Annotated in this window: 13 protein-coding genes; 9 read left to right on the forward strand and 4 right to left on the reverse strand. The window is 49.2% G+C overall.

Annotation, left to right across the window (positions count from 1 at the left end; genetic code table 11):
* The first annotated feature begins 38 nt into the window (after positions 1–38).
* The 7 genes from CVT49_00390 (at position 39) to CVT49_00420 (ending at position 16,652) form a co-directional block, all read left to right on the forward strand.
* Positions 39–9,323 carry a hypothetical protein gene (locus CVT49_00390; protein PKK85034.1) on the forward strand — a complete coding sequence of 3,095 codons (9,285 nt, stop codon included), beginning with the start codon at positions 39–41 and terminating at the stop codon, positions 9,321–9,323.
* A complete protein-coding gene (locus CVT49_00395) occupies positions 9,320–11,347 on the forward strand; it encodes a hypothetical protein (GenBank protein PKK85035.1) in 2,028 nt (675 codons plus the stop codon). The genes CVT49_00390 and CVT49_00395 overlap by 4 nt, the downstream gene beginning before the upstream one ends.
* A complete protein-coding gene (locus CVT49_00400; GenBank protein PKK85036.1) occupies positions 11,328–12,932 on the forward strand; it encodes a hypothetical protein in 1,605 nt (534 codons plus the stop codon). Before CVT49_00395 ends, CVT49_00400 begins: the two co-directional genes overlap by 20 nt.
* The gene (locus CVT49_00405; GenBank protein ID PKK85037.1) at positions 12,886–13,683 is read left to right on the forward strand and encodes a hypothetical protein; all 798 of its coding nucleotides are present in this window, start codon (positions 12,886–12,888) and stop codon (positions 13,681–13,683) included. The genes CVT49_00400 and CVT49_00405 overlap by 47 nt, the downstream gene beginning before the upstream one ends.
* Positions 13,684–14,049: a hypothetical protein gene (locus CVT49_00410; GenBank protein PKK85038.1), complete on the forward strand. Its 366-nt coding sequence runs from the start codon at positions 13,684–13,686 to the stop codon at positions 14,047–14,049.
* A complete protein-coding gene (locus CVT49_00415) occupies positions 14,046–15,731 on the forward strand; it encodes a hypothetical protein (protein PKK85039.1) in 1,686 nt (561 codons plus the stop codon). Before CVT49_00410 ends, CVT49_00415 begins: the two co-directional genes overlap by 4 nt.
* 120 nt (positions 15,732–15,851) lie before the next feature.
* Complete coding sequence (locus CVT49_00420) at positions 15,852–16,652, forward strand: uracil-DNA glycosylase (GenBank protein ID PKK85040.1); 801 nt, start codon at positions 15,852–15,854, stop codon at positions 16,650–16,652.
* Here CVT49_00420 and CVT49_00425 read toward each other — a convergent pair.
* From CVT49_00425 to CVT49_00440, 4 genes are all read right to left on the reverse strand, one after another.
* Positions 16,619–16,849: a hypothetical protein gene (locus CVT49_00425; protein PKK85041.1), complete on the reverse strand. Its 231-nt coding sequence runs from the start codon at positions 16,847–16,849 to the stop codon at positions 16,619–16,621. The two genes, CVT49_00420 and CVT49_00425, sit on opposite strands and share 34 nt — an antisense overlap.
* A 261-nt stretch (positions 16,850–17,110) precedes the next feature.
* Positions 17,111–17,314, reverse strand: a complete 204-nt coding sequence (locus CVT49_00430; protein ID PKK85042.1) for a hypothetical protein — start codon at positions 17,312–17,314, stop codon at positions 17,111–17,113.
* 154 nt (positions 17,315–17,468) lie between these two features.
* Positions 17,469–19,934 (reverse strand): hypothetical protein, encoded by a 2,466-nt coding sequence (locus CVT49_00435; protein ID PKK85043.1) that lies wholly within the window; start codon positions 19,932–19,934, stop codon positions 17,469–17,471.
* A gap of 3 nt (positions 19,935–19,937) precedes the next feature.
* The gene (locus CVT49_00440) at positions 19,938–20,675 is read right to left on the reverse strand and encodes a hypothetical protein (protein ID PKK85044.1); all 738 of its coding nucleotides are present in this window, start codon (positions 20,673–20,675) and stop codon (positions 19,938–19,940) included.
* Positions 20,676–21,283: 608 nt separating this feature from the next.
* On the opposite strand from CVT49_00440, the gene CVT49_00445 reads away from it, so the two are divergent.
* Together CVT49_00445 and CVT49_00450 are read left to right on the forward strand one after the other, a co-directional pair.
* Positions 21,284–21,490, forward strand: a complete 207-nt coding sequence (locus tag CVT49_00445) for a hypothetical protein (GenBank protein ID PKK85045.1) — start codon at positions 21,284–21,286, stop codon at positions 21,488–21,490.
* Between the two features lie 316 nt (positions 21,491–21,806).
* Positions 21,807–23,063 (forward strand): glutamate dehydrogenase, encoded by a 1,257-nt coding sequence (locus CVT49_00450; protein ID PKK85114.1) that lies wholly within the window; start codon positions 21,807–21,809, stop codon positions 23,061–23,063.
* Positions 23,064–23,134 lie beyond the last annotated feature (71 nt).

Here is a 23,134-nt window from a genome sequence, read left to right on the forward strand (position 1 = left end):
GCCGATAACGGAATTGATATATCTTTTTGGGGAAAATAATGCGCACCATCTTGATTTGCATCATTTTAGCGATTTTAACCGCGCTGTCGTCCAATGCCGCCGACTATTATGTTTCGCCAACCGGCAATGACGGCAATAATGGCCTGACGCCGGCTACGGCCTGGAAATCAATTCAAAACGGCGATTCCCAGGGATTGCTAAACCCCGGCGATATAATAAATGTCTTACCTGGCCTTTATTCCGTTACAGGGAATATCACCTTTAATACTTCCGGGACCGCTTCGAACCCAATCGTTTACAGGAAACTTGGCAAAGCTCCGGCATTGTTCGACGCCGGAGGCAAAGGTCTCATAATATTCCTGCTGGAAGGAGATTATACAGTAATAAAGGGTCTGGAATTGACAGGCTGCGACGACAATGCCATTCATATAAAAGGAAACAACTGCACCATCACCGAATGTTACATTCATCACTGCGGCAAGCATGGCATCAGAGTCGAAGGTCGAAATACTCTTACTCTGAAAAATATAATTTCATACATGACAGAAGACGGAATAAAGAGTGAGGGGCCGGGTGTGGACTGCCGCCACTGGGGCAATACGATATATGACTGCAACACCAATGGGATTGAACTGAAGGAAAAAACCACCCGTTGTTTCAATAACATCGTGGCATCCAATAATGTCGGCATCAGAGGCGCCATCGAGAATATCTGCGGTTACAACAATGTGTGGGGAAATCCGGGCGGTAATTATATCGGGGCGGCTGACTCGGCCGGCGGCATCTCCAAACTGCCCAAGTTCGTCGACGCCGCTTCGGGCCGCTATGATCTCCAGGATTTGGCCTTCGAAATAAACGCCGGCCTGGATCTGGGGTATCCTTTTAATCAAACGGCTCCCGAAATAGGGGCAAAGGAAAAATATAACACTTACTTTGTCGGGCCCGAAGGCAATGATTCCAATGATGGCCGCAGCCTCCCGACAGCGTGGGCCTCGATCGATAATGGTGATTCTCTCCTGTTCCCCGGTGATACGGTTTATATCTTACCGAGTATCTATCATGATTCGGTCGTGATCAGTGATGACGGCTTGATCGATGACATGATCGTTTATGCGGGAATCAGGGATTCCTGCCTGATAGATGCCACCGGCTATTTTAGCGCCGTGCGGATTAAAGGCAATTATGTAAGATGGATGGGGATCGATGCGGCGAATGCCATGACGACCAATCTTCTTCTAAACGGCAGCCGGTGCCGAATTGAAAATAGCCGATTTTACGGCGGTAACGCCCTGAGTGTTCATCTGGAGTCGGGAAGCAACAATTCGTTTGTCCGATGTATCATTGCGGATAACGCGGCCTCAGGTCTGCTCCTTTCAGTAGCTACCACTGCCACCCGGGTTACCAATTGTACCTTTTACAATAACGGCCAGTATTCCATTCTTGACCAGGTCGGTGGAAACACCTTTACAAATATCATTTTTGAGGCAAGCGGTACCAGTGCCATCACGGCGCCTTCTTCATCGGCGGTGACATATTCATTATTCTATAATAATACAAGTAATAATATTGGCGGCATCGTCCTGGGAAGCGGCTGCCTCTTTCAGGATCCTAATCTAATTGAGCCTGATAACGGCAATTTCCGGCTTGATTATTATTCTCCCGCAATCAACGCCGGCATCAATGTCGGCCTGCCTTTCAGCGGCAGCGCCCCGGATATGGGCGCCTATGAAACAGTGACATTATACAGTATAGCAATCATTCCTGAATATGATTCTCTCTTCGCCGATTCGAAATATCATTTCAATCTACTGGCGGTTGACAGCCTGGGTAATCCGGCAGACCCCGGTGTGATTAGCTGGTCGCATACTTTTCCATCGGGCTCGATTGATACCTCCGGTCTTTTTACACCGCAATTAATCGGTTCCGGAGAAATTATAGCCGTTTCAAGCATTAACGGCATCTGCGATACTACCCCGACCATGAATGTGGTTCCCGGAAGCCTGCACGCTCTGGAAATTTCCCCGGACCGCGACACCATATCAGCCGACTCGACAAGGCAGTTCACCGCATCGGGAGCCGATCTGAGAAGTAATCCGGTCAATGAATTGGGAAATCTTTCCTGGAGCGTGATTAATAATATAGGCAGTATCGATGCTTCCGGTTTATTTAATGCCGGCCCGGCCGGTACGGGATTTATCCATGTAGTCAGTGATCTGGGCGTATCGACTACTTCCGACACAATTATAGTTACCCCCGGTGAAATCGTCGATATCAAAATTATCCCGGACGAAAATACTATTGTCTGGAGCGATTCATATCAATACTCCGCGTCCGGTTACGACGGCGATTTGAGTTTCGTAAGGGACCTGACCGATTCGGTGGTGTGGGGCGAATCGGGAGGCGGTACGATATCGGCCGGCGGTCTTTTTACCGGCTTGAACCTTGGAGATTGGGATATCTTCGCCACATACGAGGGAGCCATCAAGGATACTGCCTCTGTCACCGTCATTTCGAATATTTCATTGAGTTATATAAAGATTGAATTGTCGGATGGAACCCCCTTGGGCGATACCATTATGACAACCGATATAGACACGACCAGATTGTACTGCCGCGGTTATGACAGCGGCGATAATCTGCTTGGCGATCTGGCGGTTCAATGGTCGATCACGGGCGTGGATTCAATCGGGTCGGTTATCCCGGCAACAGGAACATCGACAATACTAAGGTTGTCCCGATTGGGCACAGGGAAGATCGCCGCCCAATATTCCCCGGGTCTGGTCGATACCTCCGGCCTGATAACCAGCCAGGCCGGTCAGCCGGTTAAGATGGTTGTATTACCACATGCCGCGGCCATTTCGGCGGACAGTACGATTCAATTTGAAATTGAAATTTATGACGCCGACGACAATATCGCCGAATATGGATTAATACCGATATGGCGAGTCCTGGGAAATATCGGCTCCATATCAATTGACGGATTATTTACACCCGTGACGGCCGGGATAGGTTTTATTACCGCTTCGGGCGGTGGATTGGCCGATACCACGGGGCCGGTGATGGTCACGCCCGGAGAACCCGATCATATAGTCGTGGTTCCGGACTCGGTCATTGTTTCAGCCGATTCGACCAAACAGTTCACGGCTGTTGGTTACGACATCAAGGGCAATTTATGTCCCGCCGGTAATATAATCTGGAGCCTGACTCAGCCGATCGGTTCGATCGATTCCGATGGATTATTCGACGCCGTGGTCGCTGGCACCTCGAAAGTAACAGCGACCTCCGATCTGGGCCTGGCCGATACCAGCAAATACCTTGAGGTGATCGCCGGAACCCTGACGCAACTTACGGTATTGCCCGATTCCGTTTCTATCTCCGCCGACAACCAGATTCAGTTCAGTGCATCCGGCCTCGACAGCGAAGGAAATAATGCCAATATCGGGAGCCTTGACTGGCAGGTCATCGGCAATATCGGGGAGATTAATTCGCTGGGACTGTTCACGCCGACCGAAATCGGGTCATGCCGCGTTGCGGCGACAAGCAGTATCGGCGGAATTTCCGATACCAACAAGATAATAATTATATCCGCCGGAGACTTGAGCCAGATCGTGATAATGCCCGATTCGGCGCTTCTTAAAATCGGTGACAGTCTTCAATTCACCGCCGCCGGTTATGATGCTCTATATAATCCGGCCGATCCCGGGTCACTGGCGTGGGGGGTGACGGGCAATATCGGGATAATCGACACCGGCGGATTTTTCCGCGCCACTTCATCAGGAGCCGGGCGCATAACGGCATATAGCAGTACCTATGGCATCAGTGATACCAGCGGGACGGTAATTATCGAAGCCCTGAATATGACCACCATACCGCTGGGAAACCGGATGACGTACCCGGGTCAGTCTCATGCACCGATACTTGCCTTCCGCATCGATAATTATTTCGGAGATGACAGACAGATTACGGGCATTACCCTGCATGATGTCACCAGAGGTTCGGGAACACCAACCCAAAAATTGAGCAATATTGACTCGGTGGCGTTGTATTATGATATCGACAATGATTCCATTTTGACATTATCGGACAGTCTGATAATGTCGGGTCTGTATAACACGGCCGGTATCACCATGAATTTTCCACCATTGAGCATCAAAGCCGGCACCGGGCGCACCATACTGGTCGGGATCAGGGCCAATCTTTATCCGCACGACGGCGATTCTCTTGATATATGCCTTCGCCCCGCGGATGATATCCTGACACCGGACGGCATTACTGTTCAGGGGCCGGATACGGTCAATTCGTATGGATACAACATTATCGACGGGATGACATCCAATCAAATATCTTTCATCCCAAGCGGAGTTGTGACGATCAACCCCGGAAACACTATTTACAATGTCCTGACATTTGATCTTCCCCGCAACGGATATGCAGCCGACACGCTTCAAATAATGAGTATTATCAATCAGGGCACCGCCACCGACTATGATCTTGATTCATTGCTTTTATACAAAGATAACGGCGACAATATCTGGGGCGGGGCGGGTTCGGAAATCAGATTGTGCCATCTTACTTTTATCGGGGATCGCTGGATAAGAAGCGGTCTGTCCATCCCGCTGACACAGCCGACAAACCGCTTTTATATCGGTGCCAGGCTGGAGGACTTCCCGACGAGCGGCTCGACCCTGGCTCTTTGTATTCCCAAAAACGGTCTGGAAATGGCATCCAATAATGACGGGCCGATCGACGCCATGATGCCGCCATGTGATACTATTGCAATAGAGACATTTGAGGCAATTTCCGTATCGGCCGTCAACCTGCCGTCCCGAAACCTCATTCCGGGCGATTCGACCGGGCCCCTCCTGGGTCTTAAATTTGTCAACAGCTATGCCGACACGGTTCAAGTCGATAGTCTTCACTTTAAATTGTATGCCTATGATACGAACGGAGCCACCCAGGCACAGCTCGACAGCCAAATCGACAGTGTCGCATTATACTTGAATCTTGACGGCCTTACTCAAATTATATCGGACTATGATTCGCTTCTTGACGTTGTTGAGATTGTCAACGGGGAAGCATTCTTTCATTTGAACAAACTTGCTATCGCCGACCGCGGCGGAGTCATTAACCTCACTGTTGCCGCCTGGCTCAATGCCCATAACTGCAAAAACAACAATCGTATCAACTTTGGTATCGATACGGCACCGGAGATTTTTACCGCCCTGTCGCGTGAAATCTCGGGCGCTTTTCCAGTCAAAAATACGGCTGATTTTATAATCAATACTTTCCAGGCATCGAGTATCGACATCACGCCGATCCCGGGAAAAACACTCTTCGCCGGTCAGGTCAATCAGCCAATTTTCAACTTTAGATTGCCGGGCAACGGCTATGCCTCTGATCTGCTCCGGAATATTCGTTTTCGGGTAAGCGGCAGTTTTGACGGGTCGACTGATCTCCTGAAGATGAAACTATGGTCGGATGCGGCCGACGACGGTTTTGGACTGAACGATGTACTTCTGGGAGAAATTAAACCGCAGGGAAATGACTGGATCTTATCCGGTCTGTCATATCCTATCCCTTCCGGAGGAGCCGGGCTTATTGTCACGCTGGATGTCCGCAGCGGCGAATTCAAGGGCGGGACGGTCAGGCTGACACTGCCTGTTGAAGGCGCGGTCTATGCCTCGGGAACCACGGGGCCGGACAACATCGAGGTTTTCAATCCCGACTATCATCTGATTTTCCCCTCGGATCAGATTATTGCTTTCCCCATTCCCGCGGTGTCATCGACCGTACATCCGGACAGCCGGAAGAACCGCTTTATGGACCTGGCCCTTTTTAACGGCTATGTCGAGCAGAGCCAATCGCTTCGATCCATCACTCTGACGAACGCATCACTGACGGCACAGGGGGCTTCCTTCGCCGACAGCGAACTGGGGCAGGTTTCGCTGTACTATGACAGCGACAATAACGGCACCTTCAGCGGCGACTCGCTGCTGACATCGGGACATTTTGCCAATGGTGTCCTGCATCTGACCGGTTTTGATATTGCACTTCCGGCCGAATCGCTGTTATATTTCTTTATAGTCGCTGATTTCCCCGACATAATGACCGATTCCGACAGCCTGGTCATACAGATCAGCCAGGCAAGCGATCTCGTCTTTGCGGAACCGGCCAGGGTCAGCGGTAATTTCCCCTTGAAAAACGGCGGATATTTGATTGTCGATGGTTCGGTGGCGGAGCAATATGACATGCCGCCAATCGCCGCCCCGACGCTGAGCCCGGGGGATACCTCGATTACTCTCATGGCCTTTCGCCCGGCCCTGAACGGCGGCCTGTTCGAAACTCTGGACTCGCTGACCATCGTGAATAAGGCGGATGCGGATAATAGTGATATCTCGTCGCTGGAACTCTGGCTGGACCTCAATGATGATAACATTCGTCAGGATGCGGACTCGATGATCGGTGCTTTCGTATTCTCCGGCGGCGGATGGAATATGGGCGGGATCAATGTTGTTTTCGATAATACGGCTCCGACTCTCTTCGCGGTCGGTGATATTTCTTCAACCGCCAGGCCCGGCACCGAATTCCAGGGCCGGATACCGATCAATGGCTGCCGGTATGCATCCGACAATGACGGACCAATAGACAAACCTTTGACCGAAAGCGCCGTTTTTAAGATTTCAAACTCGGGCCTTCGGATAACCGTCAATCCGCTGAACGAAACCTATTCGGTCGGGCAGACCATTAACATCGGCGTCTCGGTCACAAATCTATTGACGGTGGCGATGGACAATGTCATCGGCAAAATAGTCGGCATCAGCGATTCCTCGCTCGTTACCTTTGTGGGCGGCGTAACCGGACCGATCAGCCTGGCTCCCGGTGAGGCCGGCGAATTTTCCTTCGTCTTTACGGCTGACGCCGTCGGCGAAGTATATTGGCAATTACAGGCCGAGGAGACAATTCTGGGCGATACCTCGGCGGTGGTGCGCAGCGATCAGGTAAAATTACAGAACCCACCGAATAATGTCTCCGTGCAGTTGGTTAATTCGGTGCCGACGGCCGTAATCAGGGGTCAAACCAATGTTTTTCCGCTCAGTATAAAATGTCCTCACCCCGACAGTGTCTCGTCGGCCGCCTCGCTTCGACTGGAAAGTCTGCGGCTGCGTACGGAAAGCAGCGGCATACCGCTGCCGGCCAACCAGATTTTTTCAAGAATGGTTTTGACCAGCGGTTACACCAATCTTACGATCCTTGAAGACCTGCCGGGACAATCCGAGGTCACCCTTGCCTTTAATGAACCGGTGGTAATCCCGGCCGGGCAGGAGCGGTTAATTTCGCTTCTGGTGGATATCGATGAGGCGGCGGTTCCCGATGAATTTGTCATCTCTATCACCGATGCCACGGCCCTGCCGCTTCTTGACAATAATACCGCCCAGCCGGTCATGTTTGATTCCATGGTCAATTTCCCGCTCAAGACGGTTTCCTGTCGAATCGATGACCCGTCACAGCAAATGGTTGTCTCGGACAGTTCGCTTCTGAGAAGTACACTCAACTATGGCCAGGATGATGTCGATGTTCTCCTCCTGCGGCTGAGGCATCCCGGAACCGCCGGAAGTTCTCAAATACAACTGACGGCCGTTTCGATCGGCTTTACGGATGAATTGATGCAGGTGGTCAACGCTTCGGAAATATTCCGGAACATTCGCCTTGTACGGCGGCAGACAGTTATCGCCGAACTGAACGGCGCCGAAATAGATACATCAGAAGTGGAAATAAGGCTGGCCTCGCCCCTGACATTGAGCCCGGGCGATCTGGATTCGATGACGATTCGGGTCGATATCAAATCCGTAACGGAGTTGACCGGTTTTTCGGCCATTATCTCCGACAGTACCGCTTTTGTCGTGCGCGATTTAAGCTCCGGTCTGCCGCTCGGGACAGCCGGCGATACCGCCTATATCCTGGCAACCGAAACGGTTTTCCCGATCACCACCGGGCGGGCCGATCTGAAACAGCCGGCGGGTCTGCCGCAAATTTGCGTAGCGGAAGTCCTGCCGCCTTCAATAGTGGGCGGACGGGATTCACTGGCTCTCCTGGATCTATCGCTGTCATATCCGGCGGGAAGCGAGTACGCTTCGCTTCTCCTGGAAGGAATTCACTTTACCATCGGCGATACGACCGGCATGATCCTTGACCCGCGCGAGTTGTTTGACAAAATCGGATTCAGCATTAATGCCGGACCGGCGATATATGATGATTTCATTCATCTTATTAACGGCTCGGCTTATCTTGGCCTGGGCGGTGGTATCACCTTCGACCCGGGTGACAGCATCAGCCTGCAGTTAATCGGCGATGTCGAAATAGCATCCCCCTATGACCATTTTATGGTGATTCTTGAGTCGCAAAATGTGATTACCTTCCGCGATCTGAATGATCCGGCTCATTATCCCGACTTCCTGGCCGATGAAGGATGTCAGCTTGGCTTCCCGTTCAGTACCGATGTGACCAGTATCTACCTTCCGGCGGGGCGGCCGGTCATCTTGATATCCGAGATGCCGACGCAATTGACTTTCGCCGGCGGAACCGATGTCTCGATCTGGAAGGCTGGTTTGAGCTATGCCAGCGAGGTCTCGCAGGGAGATGTTGGTTTCAGTTCACTGAACGGCCGGGTTTACCGGCGCACCCACAGCGGCATTGAGGTATTGCCATCCGACAAAATCTTTGACGCCGTTTATCTGTTGTTCAATGATGAAGTGGTGGCAATTGATACCGTCCTGGAGGGAGATTCGGTCAGACTGCATCTGCCCGCGCCGTACACGATTTCGCGCGGCGATAATCTTGAAATCGGCATCCGATGTGATATCGACAGCAGCGCCGAAAACGGCAACTGCTTCATCAGGTTCGATGATTCGTCCTTTGTGAATATAATCGATCTTAATCTGGCGACGGCCATCATACCCGTTATCGATGCAATATCATATCCGATATCGACGGCCGACCTTTCGCTCATGTCCACCGACCTGGAACATTCATTCACCAACTATCCCAACCCGTTTATTCCATCCGAACGCCCGACAATCATCGGTTTCGTTCTTGACGAAGATGCTTATGTCGATATCGAGATATTCAGCATCACCGGCGATGCAGTCAGGGAAGTGGTCATGAATTCGTATCGAGCTGCGGGATCATATAACTCCGACACCTGGACGGGCGACAATGACAGCGGGCTGGATGTTTTACCCGGAACATATTTCTGCCGTATTACGGCCCGATATAATTCGGGGCGGACCGAAAGTTTCAGAAGGAAGATTGCGGTAATACGATGAGACGATTGGCGATATACATACTTTGCCTGTTCATCACGGCCCTGTCGGCCGCGGCGGCCAATGACGGCGGCACCCGTTCGCCGTTCAGTCTCGGCGCCGGGGCACGGGATCTGGCTCAGGGCGGAGCTAATATCGCATTCGGCGATGCCGCCACCGCTCCATACTGGAATACTTCACGGCTGGCCATGGCGGAGCAAATCGCCATCACCGGCTTTCACAGCCGTCTGTATGATTCCGATGTCGCCTATCAATATTTCGGGGCGGTGGTGCCGACTCTCGACTGGGGATGTATCGGCCTGGGGATATTCCGTCTCGGCGTCAGCGGCATCGAACAGCGCGACGCCGACAACGTTCTCATCCCCGGCGAACTTCAGGATAACCGCATGGCTTTTTACCTCTCGTATGGAAAGGATTTTTCCGGTTATGATGTCGGTCTGGCGGTTTCATTCGAGCATCACTCGCTCGGCACATACAGCGCCACATCATCGCCCGGGCTGAATTTATCACTGGGGCGCACCTTCGCCTTCCACAGCGACCATATACGCGAATTATCGCTTGCCCTGGTGGGCCGCAACCTTATCAAACCGGGCAAGGAACTGGCCTCGGATAGAGTCGAACAGCCAAGTGCTTTTGATGCCGGCTTCTCGCTTAAAGTAAAACCGGCGGCGCCCTGGGATCATAATCTGACGCTGTCGGCCGTTTACACCAGAGTGGATTATCTCGACTCGAAATATGCGGCCGGGATCGAATACAGTTTTCATGATCTGGTCAGCCTCCGGGGCGGTGTGCGTGACGGGAATCTTTCGGCCGGCGGCGGGTTAAGCTACAAATCGATAACTTTTGACTATGCCCTGGTGGATCGCGACATGGGCAGCCTGCACATGTTTGCGATTTCGACCGCGTTCGGCACTCCGCTCAATTCAAAAAGAAAGATAAGAGCTGAAACCCGCGAGGCGGAATTCAACAGCCTTATGAATAACCGCCTGGTGTCGAAAAACCGCGATATGGTGACCGACCTGATGCAGAAGGGCAGGCAATATCTTGACAACGGAAATTTGAACGAAGCGGTCAATCATCTTGACCGGGCCCTGTTCCTCGCACGAAATGCCGGCATCGACACAACCGGCCTGTTCGAACTGGCGCTGGAATCACATAAACGGCTCGAAGAAGTTATCGTCAGGCAGGAATACGGCCAATATATGGATTCGGCCCAGGCCAGATTCGACATCCGTGATTATCTTGCGGCGCGATATTTCGCCGGTCTGGCACTCGACAAGTTCCCCAACTCCAATGAAGCGCGGTCACTGCTCGAGTCGGCGGATGCGGCTATCGAAAGCAATACGTCACGTGAAGAGATGATTGTCGGCCGGTTGATGATGGTCGATTCGCTTTTGAGTTACGGCCGGGTCGAGAACGCCCTTAAGGTCGTCAATACTTTAAAGGAGTACGCGCCCGATGATAATCGCGTGAAACTGGCCATAAGAAAAACAGAATTTGAATTTTACAAGGAAAAAGCCACGACCGCTTTTGCCGCCGGCAATCTCAGGCTGGCCGATGGCGCCGTCGACACCGCGTTGACATTTTTCCCCGGTCACCAGTGGTGCACGAACATGAAGGCAAGAATTCAGCAGGAGGTAAAACGCCGCGCCGCGCCAATAGATACACCGACTGTACCGGTGATTAAGGAAACCATAAGCGATGAGGTCCTGAAAGAGGTTCGGGAATCCTATGAAACCGCGCAGAGGCTGTTCGCGAAAGGCAGTCTTTCGGAAGCCATAGAATATTGGGAAAAAGTCGATCGCCTGGCGCCCGATTACCAATCGGTGCGGCAGTACCTCGTCAAGGCTTACAAATATGTCGGCGTGGAGTTATATGGACGGAATCTGCTTCGCGATGCCGTCGATACCTGGAAAAAGGCATCACTGCTCGATCCCGGAAATAATGAGATCAATGATTATATAAAGCGTACCGAAAACGAAATCAGAAGATTGGAAGAACTATCTTATGAGCACGAATCAAAATAACACATTGGACAAAGAATGGCCCAAAGCGGGCCGGTTCCGGAAGTCAATCCGGTTCGAGTTTTCTTTATACGTTTCCGGTATCATTCTGGCGCTGATGCTGGCCACCGGATATGTCATGACCGACCAATATGTAAAAACCGTAACGCGCGGCGTGGCCGATAATTTGCTGGTGCAGATCCGCTCTTATTCCGGCTCGGCGGGTAAACTGATCATATCCACCAATGGCCCGGATGTCCTTCTGTTGAACAATGTCTGTAAGAAGTTGAAAGAAGACAACACCGATATATACTGGGTCGGCATCACGGATCCGGATCACAATTTTCTGGCACACACTGACATCAAGCAGATTATATCCGGCGGGGTCATGGCTCCGGTAACGGGGAATAAATACGGTGATATGCTATTTGAAGGCGAGGCCTTTGAATTGAGAAGCGATACCATATACATTTCGGCGCCGATCAGGGAGAGCGGCGTCATCGTCGGCAGTCTCGGGGCGGCCTCATCGGCCGCACAGGTCAGCCGGGCGCGCATGACGTCAATCGTGACTGTCGTCTCCATTACGATCCTGATGATCCTCATCGGAATTCCGGCCACCATGGTGGTCCTGCACCGAAAATTGAAGCCGCTGAGTATCATTACCGATACTCTCAAGAATGTTCACTACGATGACATCAAAATTGACATCCCATTGAAATCGCGCAATGAATTCGGGTACCTGGCCGAAACATTGCGGGTGATGGGACACAAGCTGGGCACCGCCCAGAAAGATTTCATTGAAAAGGAAAGAATCAATCGGGAACTGGAAATCGCCCGGGATATTCAGGCCAACATCCTGCCGTCGAATTATCCCCGTCACTCCAAATTCAATTTCTGGGGCGCGTATCGAAGCGCCAAAATGGTCGGCGGAGATTATTACGATTTTATCGACTTCAACGACCGTCACCTGGCCTTTCTGGTGGCCGATGTTTCGGGAAAGTCTCTTCCCGGCATGCTCGTCATGCTTCTGACGCGCGATATCGTCAAGAAACATTCCTGGCAGGTAAGACAGCCGGATGAGCTTCTGTGCGAGGTGAATCGCGAGCTTCTGCCCAGCATCAAAAAAGGTATGTTCGTCACCATGTTTTTCGGACTTCTCGATAAACAAAGCGGCGTTTTCAAATTTGCCTCAGCCGGGCATAATCCGCTGATCAGACTCAACGGTCGCTCCGGTAAGGCGGAGTTAATGAAGACAAAGGGTTTCCCGCTGGGTATGGTAACACCCGACAAATTCAATGAGAGGATCGAATCCGCCGAGATAATGCTGGAAGCGGATGACTGGCTGATTCAGTACACCGACGGAATCAATGAGGCGGTCAACCGGGAAGGCGAGGAATTCGGGATGGAACGGTTTGTTTCGATGCTCGAGGAGGCCCGGACCGAGCAGGCATCCGGTTTGATTGACCGGATTATTGCGGAACATGAATTATTTACCTCAAATTCCGATCAGTTTGACGATATCACGTTATTAGCTATGAAATGGACGGGCCGTTCTGACGATAATGAAGATAAGAAACGGAAAGATATATCAAATGTCTGTCAAATCTGATACTGATAATAAGATTCTCGTGCCGTGCGATTTGTCGTCCGGTTCCGAAAGGGAGTATTTCGAGAGACTGGATGATGTTCTCTCAAGGAAGATCGATCATGTCTTTCTTGACTGCACCCTGCTGGAGCGGGTGACATCGAGTCATATAAATATCTTATGGCAATCATATTCGATGTGTATTGCTGCCGGTGTCCCGGCCCGTTTCTCATCGATCTCGGTTAACCTGAAGCGCGTTCTGATGATGCTGGATTTATATGATCTGCTGATTTCCGAGCCGATCGGATTTACCGAATTGACCGGCCATGACATGCCGATCAGAAAAAAGAATGTCGGCAAAGAGCTTCGGTTGGAATTCGCCGCCGGGAAAGAGGATATCGACAACGCCATCGAGGACCTTCGCTGCTTCCTGAAGACGTTGCAACTGCCCGAGTTCACGGCATTTGAACTCGAGACTGTTTTTTATGAGGTCGTTACAAACATCCGGCTTCATGGACATATCCCGGAAGGCAGCATTATCAAAGCGACTGTTGAAATCAGGCCGGGCGGCATAAAGCTGTGCTTCATCGACCGCGGGGTGCCTTTTGATCCTGCTAGACAAACAAAGAAATTCGATCCGAACCAGTCGGCGGGCACCCGGCAGAAACGGGGGTACGGCATTGTTATGATCAACAGGATGATGGATAAAATCCATTACGAAAGACAGGATGGCTGTTTGAATGTATTGATATTGGAAAAAAACGGGGGTCACTAAATGAATACCGCGTCAATCCCGACCAAACAGCTGAACGACGATACAGTTGTGATCAATCCCGGCGGGCAGCTTGACAACAGCAACGCCCATATCCTGACCGAGGCCATATCACGCGCCCAAAACTCCGGGTTCAGGTACATCATCGTTGACATGAAGCAGCTTGAATTTATATCCTCGGCCGGTGTGGGTTCCATCCTTGGTTCCGTGGAGATTTCGCGGGAGGCAAATGGCGATATCGTCATTTGCAATGCATCGGAGAATATCATGCATGTCCTGTCGGTCCTCGACCTGACGGAATATCTGACGATCAGATCCGACCGAAACCAGGCTGAAGAGTTTTGCGGAGTCAGGAAGGAACGGGTGTGAAGGTGTCGACAAGTCTGTTTGGAAATCAGGAGACCGAACTTACCGAACGTCTGGCGATGAACAAGCAGTTCATGGCCATGGACGCTTTGTCCAAACTGGCCAAGCAATATTCGAATAAGCCGGATTTCAGGAGCCTGATCGAAACCCTGATCCTGACCTTATCGGGTCAGTTTTCGGTTGCCAATGCTTTTGCGATACTGTTTCCACCGGGGCATTCATTCCGCGATCCCTATTTCTATGCCACCGGGAAATTCAAGAAAAACCATCTGCTGGTTACGCTGGAACTTTCAGACGATCATAATAATTATTTTATCAATAAGACATCTCCGCAACATGTAACCGATATTTCCGGCAGCGGAAGCGCCGCCAACTTCGGTTTTATTCTATCCGAATGCGGCGTCAAGCTTATCATTCCCCTGGTTCACGATAACAGGCTGATTGGAATTCTCGGGCTTGGCGAAAAAGTCAATAAGAAGGAATATAATGATGATGAGGTGGAACTTCTGACGATTCTTATCAACACCATTATTCCTTTCATTGCCAACTCATTTCTCTTTATGGAAATAACCAACCTCAATATCTGGTATCTTGATATCCTCAACAGTGTCAAGCAGGGCGTCTTTGTCTTCAACAGTCATCATCTCCTCAAGAAGGTCAATCAGGCCGGGTTCAATATCCTGAGGACATTCAGACCCAACCTTCAGCATGTCGACTCTCTTTACAAAATTCCGATCGAGCTGGTCTTTCCGGATTCGGCTTTCCGGGGCTGGATTCAGAAACTCAATGAAATCGGCACCTCGGAACACGGCTGGCTGCTGAAAAATATGAAAGTCAAGGCCGGCGAAATCGAGCGTATTTACAATGTCCGGGCCGGCACCATTATCAGCAAGGCCTACCGCGATTCGGACCTGATCATAACGCTTGATGATATCACCAATCAGAAAGAGAGCGAACAAAGGCTGTTCGATCTTGAGAAATTTGCCGAAAAAGGCGTCATGGCGTCATCAATCTCCCACGAAATGAACAACTTCCTGGCGCTTATACTGGGCGGAGTCGAGTTGGCCCAATTGTCGCTGAGCAAGGACAACACCGAAAAAGCCGTATCCACACTCGAAAAACTGAAAACCAATGTCAGCAAGATGGAAAGATTTACAGCCGGGCTCATGGATTATACCCGCCTCAATACCACCAAACAGACCACCAATTTGAATACGATCATTGTCGATGTTCTCGCCTTTATTTCGGGACAGAAAAAATTCAAAGGGACCAACATTATCACCGAGCTTGACTCAAGTCTCCTCGATTTTGAACTGGACAGCGACCAGATTGCGCAGTTGCTGTTGAATTTCCTCAATAACGCGGCCGATGCCATCAATGAGGCCAACCGCGAAACAGGCCAGATCGTGGTGAAAACTGATCGAGAAAAAAATCATGTCACGCTGTCGATTTCTGATAATGGTACTGGTATTCCTGATGATATCAAAGGGCGGTTGTTCAAGGCACATCTGACGACAAAACCCAAAGGTCATGGCTATGGCCTGGTTACCTGTGCCAAGATATTGCATAATCATCAGGCTGAAATCGAAATCGATTCCGAAGTCGGCCGCGGGACGACCTTTACACTTCGCTTTCTGATAGAGAGTCCCGTCGATCAAAACAGCGAAGATTGCAAAATGCAATAATCCAGCCCAAAAAGTTTCGAAATATTTAAAAGTTACTTGCCTAATTCTTAAATAATTTATTATACTTCAGTAAGATAGAAGGATTTCTAAATTTAATCGTTAAGACATCATCAGGCGGACTTGAATACCAAAGACTATCGCTTGGGAATCGAGGGGGCGATGGGGCTTGAGGAAAATTACCAGGACTACAGCGTCTGTACGCTTTGTTCTCTGCATACGACCCGGATAAGTACGCCCGCCGGTGAGGGTGACCAGAAAAGCAAAATTATGGTTGTCGCCCAGGCCCCGGGAGAAAAGGAAAATCTGACCGGAAGGATGTTTGTCGGCCCGGCCGGGGAGATTCTGAACAGCCTTTTTGAAGTCAACGGGATAAAGCGCGCCGATCTCTATATGACAAATCTGATTAAGTGTCATTTGCCCGGATCGAAGCACCCCAGCCATGAACATATCGACAACTGCAGCAGGTATCTCGACAGGGAAATCGATCTTATCAAGCCGGAGGCCATCGCCACCCTGGGTTATTATGCCACCAAATATATTTATGAAAAATACAGCACCGACCTGCTGGGCAAAGCCGACATTTTCAATCTGGTCGGCAAAATATATTGGATTTCCGGCAAGAAAATCCTGGCCCTTCAGCACCCTTCGGCTCTCTTATATAAGGATTCGATCAGGGGAGATATGGTCAGGGATTATCATAAGCTTAAAGTACTCCTTGAAGACTGCAAGTACTGCCCTGTCTGTCCAATCGGTAAATTCCGCGACCGGGGCCTCATCAGTGAAGAATGGGCCGAATTGTACTGTCATGGCGACTGGGAAAATTGCCACCGCTACAAAATGGAAGAAAAGGGAATCGACGTTCCCGACCATGTGCTTCCTGATGGACGCTATGACTCGCAAATAAAAAATTTCCTGAAATAACCGGAACCCATCCCAAGATCATCCCGACCGTTATTTGATTTCCATGCGGTATAACGGATAAATTCAGTATTTTTCGCATATATCAAAAACAGGCAATTGACGGTATAATAACGGCCGAACGGCCGGCAAGAATTACTATGACTGACGACAAAAAACCGGCTCAACGGAGAAGCGAGGTCACCGGCCGGCCTTCCCAAACTTCTCCAAGGTTCCAATGTCCTGTCAGGTCCTATTTCCCCGACATAGGCGGGGGGTTGTGACCTGACAGACAACGCCCCGCCCCGAATAAATCTTAATGTTCTTTAATGTTCTGTCAGGTCATGTCGAAGACCCTGAGCTTCGAAGGGACCGAGATTTATCGAGGTTGTGACCTGACAGCCCCGCCCGCGTTTTATTCTGCAAATCCGTATCACCCCCCAAATCACCTACAAAGTACTATCGTTTTTGCGCTGTTTTTTTCAAAAATTTACTTGTACTATATTTTCTTTCATTCCATTACACGGAATTGGGTTTGTTTTTGCGTTTTTAAAAAAATGAAATGTCCCTTCCCCGGCGAAGATTTTTTTAGGTAGGGCAGGATCCGATATTCCGTCTTTGGCGGAATGAGTGATCCTGCCTATTCTCATGAAAAAAACCACAATTTTTGACGCACGCATAGCCATAGTTATGTAATGTTCCCTCTATAATACCCCCCGACGACCCATTTACCATCAAAGTGGTGGTGATTTTGTAAAGTATGAAAGCATGGGTAGGTCAAATCTCTCCGAGATTTGACAACAAGCCTCGGAGAGGTTTGGCCTTATCAGACTAGCCAGACTAGCGGCTAAATTCTATCCGCTTTGAGTTCTGTGAAAAGTTACCTGCTCCAGATATATCTGTACCGGGATGCGACACGTGGACAGCTTTGCCGTTATCTATACTTTGAACAACTTCCTTATAACCATTTATGTTTGTTTCAGACTCCCAGCCTCCTCCTGGCATCAAGGCACTTACAGTCAGATTATCATTCCCTCCTAAAGAATAGCGATATCTCATAGAACCGTCGGCTGCTTTTTCAAGAATCCAAGAATCTACGGGAATCTCATTCAGTCGTGCCCCGCCTTTGCCAACACAGCTCCTGATCCAATTACCTGCACGGGATATCTTACCAACCATTCGTATCTGGCTCTTCAGCGAAACAATCTCTTTAATTTTAGGAGCACTACTGGATCGGGAAATTCGTTTAAACTCGCTCGGTCGCAGGTTTATTCCGCCTCCAACTGAGGTTATACAATTCGATACTAAACCCATTTTGTTGAGTTTATCTATCACACCATTGTACTTGTTGATATATGACTCTTGCTCAATCAGCAATCGGTTATACTCGTCTACCAGCCCGTTGTGTCGACTGATTTCGGCCGAGTTATATCTATCGAGTGTTACTTCGCTTTTGCGTATCTGCTCATTTAGAGATTCGAGCCGCCGTTCTAAGGAGGCGCTGGTTTTCTTATATTGCTCTGCCTGAGACTTCAAATTACGATATTCTCTTGGCGCAAGTTTGTCTGTGTCAAGTTGATCATAGTATGCTGAAGCTATTTCAAGAAATTGCTTGTCGCTAGTTGTTGGTTTGCACTTGTCTAAAAGGTCTGATATATAGTACACCTTAGAATTGTCACGAACGCTACTAGCCTCTGTACATGAGAAACTCGGGAATGCGGCGGTCGTTACAGCCAACATCTTTTTTGTCTTTTTTGGAGTTGTGAAAGCTGGAATCAGTACCGTTAGTAATTCATCCAGTTCAACTCTTGCACCCATATCCATTCCCTTTAGCCAGTTAATGAGGGACATAATTCTGCCAACTGTACTTAACTCCCTAAATGTCTCAAACGCCCTTTCATATTGACCAAAATTGCGATTCAAATGACTTATGGTGCTTCGGACAGCACCACTGACGCTTAACGGCATATCCATACGTTCAACGTCTGCAAGGAATTGATGTGTAAGGACAGCGCCAATAGACCCGTCTGTTACAGTCCCAATAGAATCAGGATAAAACCAGTAACGTATCTGTGTGTGACCTGTCCCGGAGTTCTCCAGAAGGGACCGCTCGTCTTCGGTCAGAAAATCGGGAACACTACGAGTGATCCTTTCCTTTATGATCTTGTGAGTATTAGGATCAATACCCGTACTCAGCGCCTTAAAGAGTTTATCGGCTTCTAGCACAACGTATCCAGCATGTGTATTCTCTAAGTGCCCACCAAAATTCACCTTCGCGAATCTATTATCCTCATGTCCGTCCAGGCTAATGTAGGGTGAATTGTAGCCATAGTGAAATACGGACCTGTATACCACTGCTAAATCCGAGAGAGATAACGGGAAACCAGCAAGTGTCTGGTTATTGTCTTGTCTGCCATAAAAGTAAAGATCATTGTTGGTATCTACTTCGACAGCTTCCAGAATCACGCCTACATTTAAGAATTCCTCGATAGCCGAGAGGTCAAGAGACCGATGCCTTGGTTCGAGGTCCAACTCTTCGACAGCGTAGGATATAGGAATCGTATTCAATCTTATTTCTGTAGCTGCGTAATCATTAGTAAAGACAAATACTTGAACGGTGTCAATCTTTGTCGCTGCGCTATTGATAACATCTCTCATCGCATGTCTAATTACCGACTGATTGTTCTCAAAGCTCTGTTTTGCATTCGTCCCTTTAACAAAAACCCTGATCTTTGTAGGGTTATAGTATAATTGGTAATGACCTTCTCTGAATAATGCAACCCAAGCAGGCTGAGCAACGCCAACTGGGTAGTGGCTTACAATATTTACAAATGGAAGAGTGTCTGGCCCATTGATTGACAGCAGAACGTCGTGGCAAAGGATGGAGAAGGGTTCAAGGTATGGCTGGATCAATCCCTTGAACTCATCATCATAATTGGGAACCTGCGAAATAACGGACCCTACGGTCTCACCGCTGTGTGTAAGCAGCGATTTATCTACAAGTCCGCCATACGAGATTGTTATCCAGTTACTCGAAAGTGACCCAGATGATGTTTGTCTAGTTGCAATCGAACGAGGTGACTGGTCACTCTGGTTGAGCAAGGCAAATATAACAATGACCGCGACAATAGCAGCACCCCAAATCAGTTTGCTGCGAGTAAATTGAGATTTCCTTGGGACATTGTGGAAAAAGACTGAGTTGCAGTATGGGCAAGTGATCTTAATCATTTGCTTTGTTCGAGGTATTCTCAGTGTCACATCACATTGAGGACAGAAGATATCTTCTTCATGATCGATCTTGTCCACCAGTTACTCCTTCTCAAGTTCCACCTTCTTCTTGCTTGATCTCCAACCTTCTTTTTCACTGAGACTATCAGGCAACTCTTTTGTGCGTTGAATTACCTTCAATTTTGAGTGTCCAGGGTCGAACTTTATCTGCTTAATAGATGGCAAAAGCACGATACCAAAGACCGTGGGTTGCTCTTTGACCTCTATAATCCGATCAGGCGTAATTTCTTGTATGCCATATTCATTTACCGTGTATACATTGTATTGGTTGCCCTGCTTACGAATAATTTCAGATGGCGAAATATTCTTGATACCATACTGATTTACATTATAAATGTTAATCTCATCCGAGTACGTAGATCTTTCGATTATGGCCGACGGGGCGATGTTTTTGAACCCCAATTCGTTTACATCATATATGCGTACAATGCCGTCTAAATCACTTTTCTCTGCTTCTAGGGATGAAATAAAATCTTTGATACCATAGTCGCTCACGCGGTAGATTTTCCAAGAACCTAAGTACTCATTATTCTCAATTATGGCATCTGGGGTGATATTCCTAAGACCATACTTGCTTACGGAATAGACGTTGTAATCACCCGTAGCGCTATTTTCATCGATAATAATGCTGGGCGTAACGTCCTTTATTCCATATTTGTTCGTTTCATAAATTTCAAGGTCTTGGGTATAAGAGACAATCCATCCAAAAATAATTAATAATAGAAATATCATAATTGACATTGTCTTTAGAGATTTCATTGTGAACCTGTCACATCTTTCGTAATTCATATCAATACGGGTAATTGTCATTGTATCGGGAATCCCACCTCTCGAAATTTATGCAGAAGAGACCAAGAATTCTGTAGAGGAAGGATTACCCTTCTCAAGCTACAAATATAATTACTTAAACATAGCCGCTTTTCGCCAGTAAGACAAGCGAATTTTAATACCTTTTCCCATTTAATGACAGCCCTAAATATCAAACCAGCCTAAGTAGTTCAAATTCCGAATGAGTCCTCAGTCGAATGAGAAAAACGATAATATTTTTTTTCGACAAATGTCGGGTTTCTCGCTTATTCGCCGGGGCTCATGCGCTCGGAACACCGACCTACCATCAAAACATTATTTATCATTTGTGGACTTTTGCCGAGATGTCGGACAGCGGTGTCAGGGAGATGTCGAAACCTCCCTCGCTTCCTTCGCAATACTCAGGAACATCGCTCGGGATCTTCGACAGGGCTCCTGACCATTCTGGCTGTCATTCAAAGATGTGGTCATCCACTTAGGCAAGATAAACCATTTTGAGAATATGGCAAGGGGAAAATTAGGGAAGTGTCGGGTGCAGAGACCCGACACCACAAAAGGAAATGGCAAGGGGAAAGTTGGTTTTGGCGGCAGGTCACATCCCCGATCAGAATCGGGGACAAGACCCGCCGCAACATAAGCAAGGATCCGCCCCAAACAAGTTTGGCGCGGCCACCCAGTCGCCCGCAAGGGAAAATCAGGTCGGCGGGAATGGGGTATACTGGCGGACGAGCGGGAAAATACATATAAATCATAAAGATTATTATTAAACAATTTTCTCCTATTTTTTAACACTTTGGGGCGAAAAGGGTTAATTGTAAACCAAATAGTTCTTTTTTTTATAAAATGGGCTTGACAATAATTGACCTTTAGCATATCCTGCTTGTGAAAAAAGTAACGAAGTGGCAGGTTGAAGGAAAAATGATAAAGAATGTCCGAATTGCCGATGAGGACGCAGACAGAAACGATTTACCGCCGGATGGCACCGCCGCTTCAAATTGCGAACAGCTAGATCAATACTATCAATCGAAGCTATAAGCTTCGGAGGGTTTTTAAGTGACTTTAAAAGGCTTCAATGCATTTCAGATGGCTCAGGCTCAGTTCGATAAGGTCGCCGATATTCTTCAACTGGATGTCCCGACGCGCGATCTGCTGAGAGAACCGATGCGTGAATATTCATTCAGTATTCCCATTCGTATGGATGACGGCATATACAAAGTGTTCAGAGGTTTCCGGGTGCAGCACAATGATTCGCGCGGCCCGTGCAAGGGCGGCATCAGGTTCCACCCGCAGGAGACAATCGATACGGTGCGGGCGTTGTCGATGTGGATGACGTGGAAATGTTCCGTGGTCGACATTCCTCTGGGCGGCGGCAAGGGCGGTGTTATCTGCGATCCGCACAACCTGAGCGCGAACGAGCAGGAACAGATTTGCCGCGGATGGGTCAGGCAGCTGGCCAAGGTGGTCGGCCCGCTGGCCGACGTTCCGGCGCCTGATGTGATGACCTCATCACAGCACATGCTCTGGATGCTTGATGAATTCGAACATATTCACGGCAATAAATTCCCCGGTTTCATCACCGGCAAACCGGTCGGCATGGGGGGTTCGCTCGGACGAACCGAAGCGACCGGTTTCGGCGTGGTTTACACGATGCGCGAGGCGCTCAAGCAGTTGAATATCAGGCCGGAAGACACGATTGCATCGGTGCAGGGATTCGGCAATGTCTCCCAGTATGCTATCAGGCTGTACACCCAGTTGGGCGGGAATGTGATCTGTGTTTCCTGCTGGGATCAAAATGATCAGACCTCGTATTCCTTCAAGAAGAAAGACGGGATCGATATTGACGCGCTGTTGAAGATAACCGATCGATTCGGCGGTATCGACAAGGCCAAAGCCAAAGATCTGGGATATGAAGTTCTTCCGGGCGATGCCTGGATCGAGCAGGATGTGGATATCCTGATACCTGCGGCTCTCGAAAATCAAATCACGGCCGAAACGGCTCCGAAAATGAGCAAGCGAGTAAAGGTTATCGCCGAAGGCGCCAACGGCCCGACCACTCCGGAAGCGGATAAGATTATCGAAGAGCGCAAAATATTCCTGATTCCCGATTTTCTGGCCAATGCCGGCGGGGTTACCTGCAGTTATTTCGAGCAGGTTCAGAGCAATATGAACTACTTCTGGGAAAAGGATGAGGTTCTCGGCAAACTCGATATCAAGATGACCTCGGCCTTCCTGGCGGTCAGCGATATTGCCCGGAAACGGAAATTGTATATGCGTGACGCGGCCTATGTGATTTCGGTCGCGCGTGTCGCCCAGGCCTGCCATGACCGCGGCTGGGTTTAAGAACCAGGAAAACCCGTTTTTTATATAAATCCGCCGCGGCTGTTTGGGGCCGCGGCGGTTTCTTGTATTGA

This window comes from candidate division Zixibacteria bacterium HGW-Zixibacteria-1 (assembly GCA_002838945.1).
In the GTDB taxonomy this organism is placed as follows: Bacteria; Zixibacteria; MSB-5A5; order GN15; family PGXB01; genus PGXB01.